Here is a 6,570-nt window from a genome sequence, read left to right as displayed (position 1 = left end):
CGATATGCCCTTACAGGGCGGGTTCATACCACTGATTTTATCAGTGGTTATGATTGATCTGTTACTGTATATTCAATTTCTTTAACGCCTGAATATTTTGAATTTCTGTAGACATCATACCAAAGAAGACCAAACCATATCGCAAGTAATGTACAAAGAATACAAAGAAAAATAATGAACTTCTGGAATACTTCTCTTAGTCTCATTCTTTGAATCAAATAATTCTCATCACTATTCTGGATGTATTCAACCACTATATCCTTAGGCTCTCCAAAATGATCTACGATGTCTTCATATGAACAATCAGGATGATCATCCATGAATTCTTTTAAATGTTTCTTCAAATCAAGGAGATAGAATTTCTCTTTATCTATATGCATGGGCATAATAGTCCAAATATTGTGAATATATTGTTCTGTATTATTCATAAGATTCTCCTAAAGATTCCTTAATCACATTATGGATTCCATCCACGGCTTGATTAAATTCATTAATCATTTCTAATAGCTTTTCTTTACCCTCTTCTTCTATATGATAATAGACTCTTATTTTTCGTTCTATCACTTTCTCATAACTAGAAATAAAGTGTGCATCCTGTAATTTATAGAGAATAGGATACATAGTGCCTTCTTTAATATCTATAAGTTCATGAGAGTAAGTTTTAATCTGTTTAGTTATTTCATACCCATAACAATCCTGCTTCGCAATAATACATAGAAGAAGCATATCAAGTTTGAAAAATTGATTCTTTTTGGCCATATTAATCGATCCTCAGCATTCATATACTTATATTATACTTTGTGTTTTAAAAGTAGCAATACATAGATATACTATGTACAAAGTGTAATATTCATGATATTATATGTATGTGGAAACGTTTTCAATAAAATCATATTTATATTACTCGGAGGGATTATTTATGCTTAGCTCTAAAGAGAAGAAGTTTATTATCTGTTTTGTGATTTATGTCGCATTATTTATTGCATCGGCTTTTTACCCTGATCAAACCGTTCTTTGTTTCAATCTAGGAAGTATTCCTATTACTATTTATTCACTACCTACAATATTCTGTTCTAATTTAATTTTACCATTTATCGGAAATACATTATTACTCATCTATTTCTTTAAAGATGACATCAAAAACTTCTTCAAGATATAATAAAAAGGCTGTTCACCACAGCCTTATTTTAATAATATATGCTTTTCATCCAGTGCTTCTTTAATACGCTCTAATGTCTCTTCATCAGGTACTGTAATTGTATGCAGGTGAACACCATCCGTTAATAGAGAAAGAGGTGCAATATCATTATCATTAACTGCAGATATGAACTTAGATACATCATAACGTGAATATATATGAAGATTTCCTTTAATTTCACCATAAAGAGGATGTTCTACTATCACATCTTCTACCTTACCACCTAAATCTACAATAGTATTTAATTCTTCTTCTAATTGATCATTATTATGCTTTACTGCAATCGTATAATGATTACTTCTATTTGTTTCTAATATATATCCCCTAGGTGTTGCAGTGATATCTTGTCCTGATGCTCTAAGTAAAGCCACATCTCCTACAATAATCTGTCTAGAAACACCTAATTCTTTCGCAATTTTACTTGCTGAAACAGGTTTATCACTATTACTTATTATTTCCATTATCTTTGTCTTTCTATCCATATACATCACCTTTTTGACCATTATAGAAGAATTTTTCAGGGAACTCAATGGTCTTTTCTTTACATATCCTATATAATAAATGATATGGAAAATATCGCAAAAAAATCAAATACAGAATTTATATTAAATACATTTAACTTAAAGCCTTCTAAGAAATATGGACAGAACTTCTTAGTAGATCCAGGTATTATTCAAAGTATCGCAGATCATGCTTCGCTGGATAAGGAGACAGCAGTTATTGAAATAGGACCTGGTATAGGCGCTCTTACAGAACAGCTCTCTAATAAAGCTGGTAAAGTATTATGCTTTGAAATAGATGAACGTTTAAAGGAAGTATTATCATTCTCTTTAGAGGGACATGATAATGTAGAAATCATCTTCCAGGACTTTATGAAAGCTGATTTAGAAGAAGCCTGTAATAAACTAAAGGATTATAAGGATATCTGTGTTGTCACAAATCTTCCTTATTATATTACTTCTAAAATCATCACAAAGATTGTATCTTCTACTACACCTATTAATCGTTTAGTGGCAATGGTACAAAAGGAAGTGGCAATAAAACTCTGTTCTGAAGAAAAGAGTCCTTTAAAGATGATGATTGATTATGTAGGAGATGTTCAATATGAATTGAATGTTCCTAGACATGTCTTTATGCCAGCCCCTCATGTAGACAGTGCTGTCATTTCTATTCATAAAGAACGTGTTATATCACAGGAATTGATTGATCTGATTGAGGCAAGTTATAAAGCAAAAAGAAAAACACTCTATAATAACTTAAAGTCTTTATATCATGATCAAACAAAAGAAGTATTAGAATCATGTGGTATTCCTTCTAATAAACGTGCTGAGGAATTAAACATTGATGACTATATAAGAATACTAGAAAGGAGTCATACACTATGAAGATTCGTGCTTATGCGAAAATAAACCTTGCATTAGATGTAGTAAGTGAAAGAGAAGATGGATATCATGAATTAAATATGATTATGGCCCCTATTGGTCTACATGACTTGATTCTTATTGATCCTATTGAAAAAGGAATAGAGATTACAACAAATACATATCGTGTACCCACTGATGAACGTAATATCATGTATAAGGTCGCAGATGCATTAATCAAGAAGTTTGATATCAAGAGTGGTGTAAGAATCCACTGTTATAAGCATATTCCTTCTCAAGCTGGAATGGGTGGAGGAAGTGCCGATGGTGCGGCTATTTTCCGTGCAATGAACAGTTTATTCCATTTACGTATGTCTTATCAGGATATGTGTGAAATGGGTAAAGAGATTGGTGCAGATATTCCATTTTGTGTATGGAATCGTATTGCGGTTGTAGGTGGTATTGGTGAAAACCTTCACTTTATTGATCGTTCACGTTTTAATTGTCATTTATTGATTGTAAAACCTAAGAAAGGTGTTTCTACAAAGAAATGTTTTGATGATCTAGATATTGAAACAGCTGTTCACCCAGATATTGATTTAATGAAGCATGCAATTGAAAAGAATGATTATCAGAGTGTTGTAGATTGTTTAGGTAATACTTTAGAAGCTCCTTCTATTAAGATGGTACAGGATATCCAGTCTATTAAGGATGATATGATGAACTTTGGTTTTGATGGTGCTCTTATGTCAGGTAGTGGTTCATCTGTTTTTGGTATGACTCAAGATCCTGAATTAATTGATAAAGTGCTTCCATATTTTAAAAAGAAATATAGTTTTGCAGTAAAAACACAGATTTACTATCCAGAGAAAAGGAAAAAGGGATAACTTGCGCCTTTTCTCTTTTATTTTGAATTGAATTTTGCTAGAATGTAGGGGAAAAAAAGGAGATATGTCGATGAAAGTTTATGCAGTTGTCTTAGCAGCGGGTAAAGGTACTCGTATGAAATCAGATGCACCTAAGGTTGTTCATGAAGTTTTATATAAGCCAATGATCAATCATGTGGTGGATGAATTAAAGAAGTTAGATATCGCAGAAACAGTCGTTGTTGTTGGACATGGGGCTGACCAGGTCAAGGCTTTGTTAGATAGCGACGTCACTACTGTCTTACAGGAAGAGCAGAAAGGCTCTGGACATGCTGTCATGATGGCAGAAAGTGTTCTAGGGGATAAAGAAGGTATGACTCTTGTATTAAATGGAGATGCACCTTTAATTACTGCGGAAACATTACAGGGACTTATTGATTATCATATGAATGGTAAGAATAGTGGAACTGTAATGACTTGTGATTGTGACTTGTCACTTCCATTTGGCCGTATTATTAAGGAAGATGGACAGGTAACTGGAATTGTAGAATTCAAGGACTTACAGGAATCTCAGATGGATATCACTGAGATGAACGTAGGTGAATATTGTTTTGATAACAAATCAATGTTTGAAGCTTTAAAGAAAGTAACAAACAACAATGCTCAGGGTGAGTATTATATTACAGATTTAATTGGAATCATGAATGAAGAAGGCAAGAAGGTTGATGGCTATAAGATTCAGGATTTCAGTGAAGTAGGTGGCATTAATGACCGTGTTCAGCTTGCTGAAGCAACTAAGTTACTTCAGAAGAGAGTAAATAAGAACTGGTTATTAAATGGTGTAACTATTGTAGATACTGATAATACATATATTGGTACTGATGTTGTAATCGGTAAGGATACAATCATTGAACCAGGTTGTATTATTAAGGGACATACTACTATAGGGGCACACTGTCATATTGGTCCTTATTGTGAATTTACAGATGTAGATATTAAGGATAATGTGGAAATCATGTTCTCAGTATTAAGCGATTCTGTTGTAGAAAGCGGTACTGATATTGGTCCTTATGCAAGACTAAGAACTAATTGTCATATTAGAGAAAATGTACACATTGGTAACTTTGTGGAAATGAAGAAAGCTGATTTTGGTAAGGGAAGCAAGTCTGCTCATCTTACTTATATTGGTGATGCTAAAGTAGGCGATGGCGTTAATATTGGTTGTGGTACTATCACAAGCAATTATGACGGTAAGAATAAGTCAATGACTGTTATTGGAAACAATGCATTTATTGGATGTAATTCAAATCTCGTTGCACCAGTGACTGTTGGTGAAGGCGCATTTGTTGCGGCTGGATCTACTGTAACAGAAACTGTAGAAGATGGCGCAATGTCTATCGCACGTGCTAGACAGGTGAATAAACCTGGTTATGCAAAAGTTTTAGAAGAAAAACGTATGAAGATTTATAACGAAAGAAACAAGAAATAAAAAAGGGGACACATATGAAAAACAAAATTACAGTATTTTCTTTATCTTCAAGCAAGAAATTAGCTCAGGATATCGCAAGCATTTTAGGTACTAAGGTTGGAGACTGCAAAGTTCATCACTTCGCAGATGGTGAAATCTTATGTGAAATCGGTGAATCTGTTCGTGGTAAGGACGTATTCATTGTTCAGTCTACTTCAAATCCAGTAACTGAAAACTTAATGGAAATCTTAGTATTAACTGATGCTTTAAAACGTGCTTCTGCTCGTGAAATTACTGCAGTTATTCCATATTTCGGATATGCTAGACAGGATCGTAAAGCTAAACCTAGACAGCCAATCACTTCTAAGTTAGTTGCAGACTTATTAACTACAGCTGGTGTTAACCGTGTTGTAACTGTTGACTTACATGCAGCTCAGATCCAGGGATTCTTTGATATTCCAGTAGATGAAATGCAGGCTTTACCACTATTAATCAAATACTTCCGTAAAAAGAAGGTTCAGGATTTATGTGTTGTATCTCCTGACCACGGAGGAGCTACTAGAGCTCGTAAGATGTCTGAAGCATTTGACTGCCCTATCGCTATCATCGATAAGAGAAGACCTAAACCAAACGTTGCTGAAGTTATGGGTATCATCGGTAATGTTGAAGGTAAGAACTGTATCTTAATTGATGATATGATTGATACAGCTGGTACTATTACAGCTGGTGTTGATATGTTAAAACAGAAAGGTGCTAAGGATGTATATATTGCATGTACTCATGGTGTACTTTCTGGACCTGCTATTGAAAGATTATCTACTTGTGCGGCAAAAGAAGTTGTTATTACTAACACTATCGAAATCCCACAGGATAAGAAATTTGATAAACTTGTTTCTGTATCTGTTGCAGGATTACTTGCACATACAATTGAAAACATTGAAAACGATTTACCAGTTAGTGATGTATTCACTCAGTATGATTGTTAATGTAGAGGACTCATTACGAGTCCTTTTTTAGACCAAATATATGAAGTGAAATAAATAAACTGCGCTAGTTTCTATATGTAACGACTTGATTATATCGAGGTTAAGTGTTAAACTTCATTTGAAGTCGAAAATCAAAATGCATCAAATGAAAAGGTAAGGATAGTCAGATCCTTACCTTTTCTAACTTTTATAGTGGTTTAACACTAGGCTAGTTCTCGTTTAAAAAATTCGTCTAACCATTTGCAAATGTAATAAGTAAGAACACCTGCCATGACGGTAATGAAAAACTCGAAAGCCAAAATATATCGCCCCCCTTTCAAGGAGAACGATAACAAAGATATTATATCAAACTAGATCTGAAACAAGTAGTGAATTGGAAAAAGTGCATTAAAAACATAGTACGTAAAAATATCCTCCTGGTTACTACCTAGAGGATATTTTCATTTCTAATTAAATGCTTTTTTATTTAGTGTCCTTAACACGTGGGCCACATTGTATAAGCATATGAAAATGAAGTGGAATAAGTAAATTGCTCTGCATTTTTTATACTGTGGCGATTCTGTATTTTTTTATTCTGTGATGACTTGACTATGAAGTGGTTAAGTGTTAAACTTCAATTGAATTCAAAAAACAAACTGCATCAAACGAAAAGGTAAGGATCTGCCAATCCTTACCTTTTCTAACTTTTAGA

Annotated in this window: 8 protein-coding genes; 5 read left to right on the top strand and 3 right to left on the bottom strand. The window is 33.5% G+C overall.

Annotated elements, in window-relative coordinates; translation table 11 throughout:
- Positions 1-47 precede the first annotated feature (47 nt).
- Both QZQ55_RS10140 and QZQ55_RS10135 read right to left on the bottom strand, forming a co-directional pair.
- Complete coding sequence (locus QZQ55_RS10140; protein ID WP_295093002.1) at positions 48-428, bottom strand: DUF6120 family protein; 381 nt, start codon at positions 426-428, stop codon at positions 48-50.
- Positions 421-759 (bottom strand): PadR family transcriptional regulator, encoded by a 339-nt coding sequence (locus QZQ55_RS10135; RefSeq protein WP_295093000.1) that lies wholly within the window; start codon positions 757-759, stop codon positions 421-423. Before QZQ55_RS10135 ends, QZQ55_RS10140 begins: the two co-directional genes overlap by 8 nt.
- Before the next feature lie 160 nt (positions 760-919).
- Between QZQ55_RS10135 and QZQ55_RS10130 the strand changes: the two genes are divergently transcribed.
- On the top strand, positions 920-1,159 hold the full coding sequence (locus QZQ55_RS10130; RefSeq protein WP_295092998.1) for a hypothetical protein: 240 nt from the start codon (positions 920-922) through the stop codon (positions 1,157-1,159).
- Between the two features lie 23 nt (positions 1,160-1,182).
- Here the strand turns inward: QZQ55_RS10130 and QZQ55_RS10125 are convergent, their stop codons facing one another.
- Complete coding sequence (locus QZQ55_RS10125; RefSeq protein ID WP_295092996.1) at positions 1,183-1,680, bottom strand: transcription repressor NadR; 498 nt, start codon at positions 1,678-1,680, stop codon at positions 1,183-1,185.
- A gap of 84 nt (positions 1,681-1,764) precedes the next feature.
- Between QZQ55_RS10125 and rsmA the strand changes: the two genes are divergently transcribed.
- The 4 genes from rsmA (at position 1,765) to QZQ55_RS10105 (ending at position 5,879) form a co-directional block, all read left to right on the top strand.
- Positions 1,765-2,583, top strand: coding sequence for a 16S rRNA (adenine(1518)-N(6)/adenine(1519)-N(6))-dimethyltransferase RsmA (rsmA, locus tag QZQ55_RS10120; protein WP_295092994.1), 819 nt, complete (start codon positions 1,765-1,767; stop codon positions 2,581-2,583).
- Positions 2,580-3,446 carry a 4-(cytidine 5'-diphospho)-2-C-methyl-D-erythritol kinase gene (gene ispE, locus QZQ55_RS10115; RefSeq protein WP_295092992.1) on the top strand — a complete coding sequence of 289 codons (867 nt, stop codon included), beginning with the start codon at positions 2,580-2,582 and terminating at the stop codon, positions 3,444-3,446. The genes rsmA and ispE overlap by 4 nt, the downstream gene beginning before the upstream one ends.
- A 70-nt stretch (positions 3,447-3,516) precedes the next feature.
- Positions 3,517-4,914: a bifunctional UDP-N-acetylglucosamine diphosphorylase/glucosamine-1-phosphate N-acetyltransferase GlmU gene (glmU, locus tag QZQ55_RS10110; protein ID WP_295092990.1), complete on the top strand. Its 1,398-nt coding sequence runs from the start codon at positions 3,517-3,519 to the stop codon at positions 4,912-4,914.
- Positions 4,915-4,928: 14 nt separating this feature from the next.
- Positions 4,929-5,879: a ribose-phosphate pyrophosphokinase gene (locus QZQ55_RS10105; protein ID WP_295092988.1), complete on the top strand. Its 951-nt coding sequence runs from the start codon at positions 4,929-4,931 to the stop codon at positions 5,877-5,879.
- The last annotated feature ends 691 nt before the right edge of the window (positions 5,880-6,570 follow it).

Source organism: uncultured Catenibacterium sp., from assembly GCF_900540665.1.
Classification (GTDB): Bacteria; Bacillota_I; Bacilli_A; order Erysipelotrichales; family Coprobacillaceae; genus Catenibacterium.
This window is presented reverse-complemented; position numbering and strand designations above follow the sequence as displayed.